1 protein-coding gene is annotated in these 612 nt (G+C 65.2%); it reads right to left on the reverse strand.

Annotated features, from left to right (window positions below):
* Positions 1-612 (reverse strand): DDE-type integrase/transposase/recombinase (locus FS320_RS44860; RefSeq protein ID WP_152718818.1); only part of this gene is annotated, 612 nt, incomplete at both ends.

The raw sequence follows: 612 nt of genomic DNA on the forward strand, positions 1-612 counted from the left end.
TCCCGATGGCTGTAGATGGTGATGCCCAGCACCTCGCGCTGCACCCGCCCGTTGAAGCGCTCCACGAGACCATTGGTCTGCGGCGTGTAGGGCTTGGTCTTGCGGTGCTCCAGCTTCAGCTGGCGGCAGGCGTCCTCGAAAGCATCCGCCGTGAAGCAGGATCCTCGATCCGTCAGGACGTGCGTGACCTTGAAGGGGAAGGCGCGCACCGCCTCTTTCAGGAAGGCGACCGCGCTGGTGGCCAGCTCATCGTCCTTGACGGCCAGGTGCACCCAGCGCGAGCAGCGGTCGATGGCCACATACAAATAGCGCTTGCGGCGCTCCCCGTCGGCGGTCTGCAGCTTGGGCAGGTGCTTGATGTCGATGTGCACGAAGCCGAGATCATAGTCCTTGAACGTGCCGCTCTTGCGCTGGCGCTGCTGCGCCGGGGGCAATCGTCCCAGACCCTCGGCCTTGAGGATGCGGTAGACGGCATCGCGGTTGAGATGCGGCAGGAAATGCGTGACGATGAAGGTCAGATCGTCGAGCGGAAAGCCGGTGGCCTGGCGCAGGACGCAGACGATGGCGCGCTCCTCGTCCGTGGCTTTCCAGGGCAGCTTGTGCGGCCGGCTG

Source organism: Microvirga tunisiensis, from assembly GCF_009296175.1.
GTDB lineage: Bacteria > Pseudomonadota > Alphaproteobacteria > Rhizobiales > Beijerinckiaceae > Microvirga > Microvirga tunisiensis.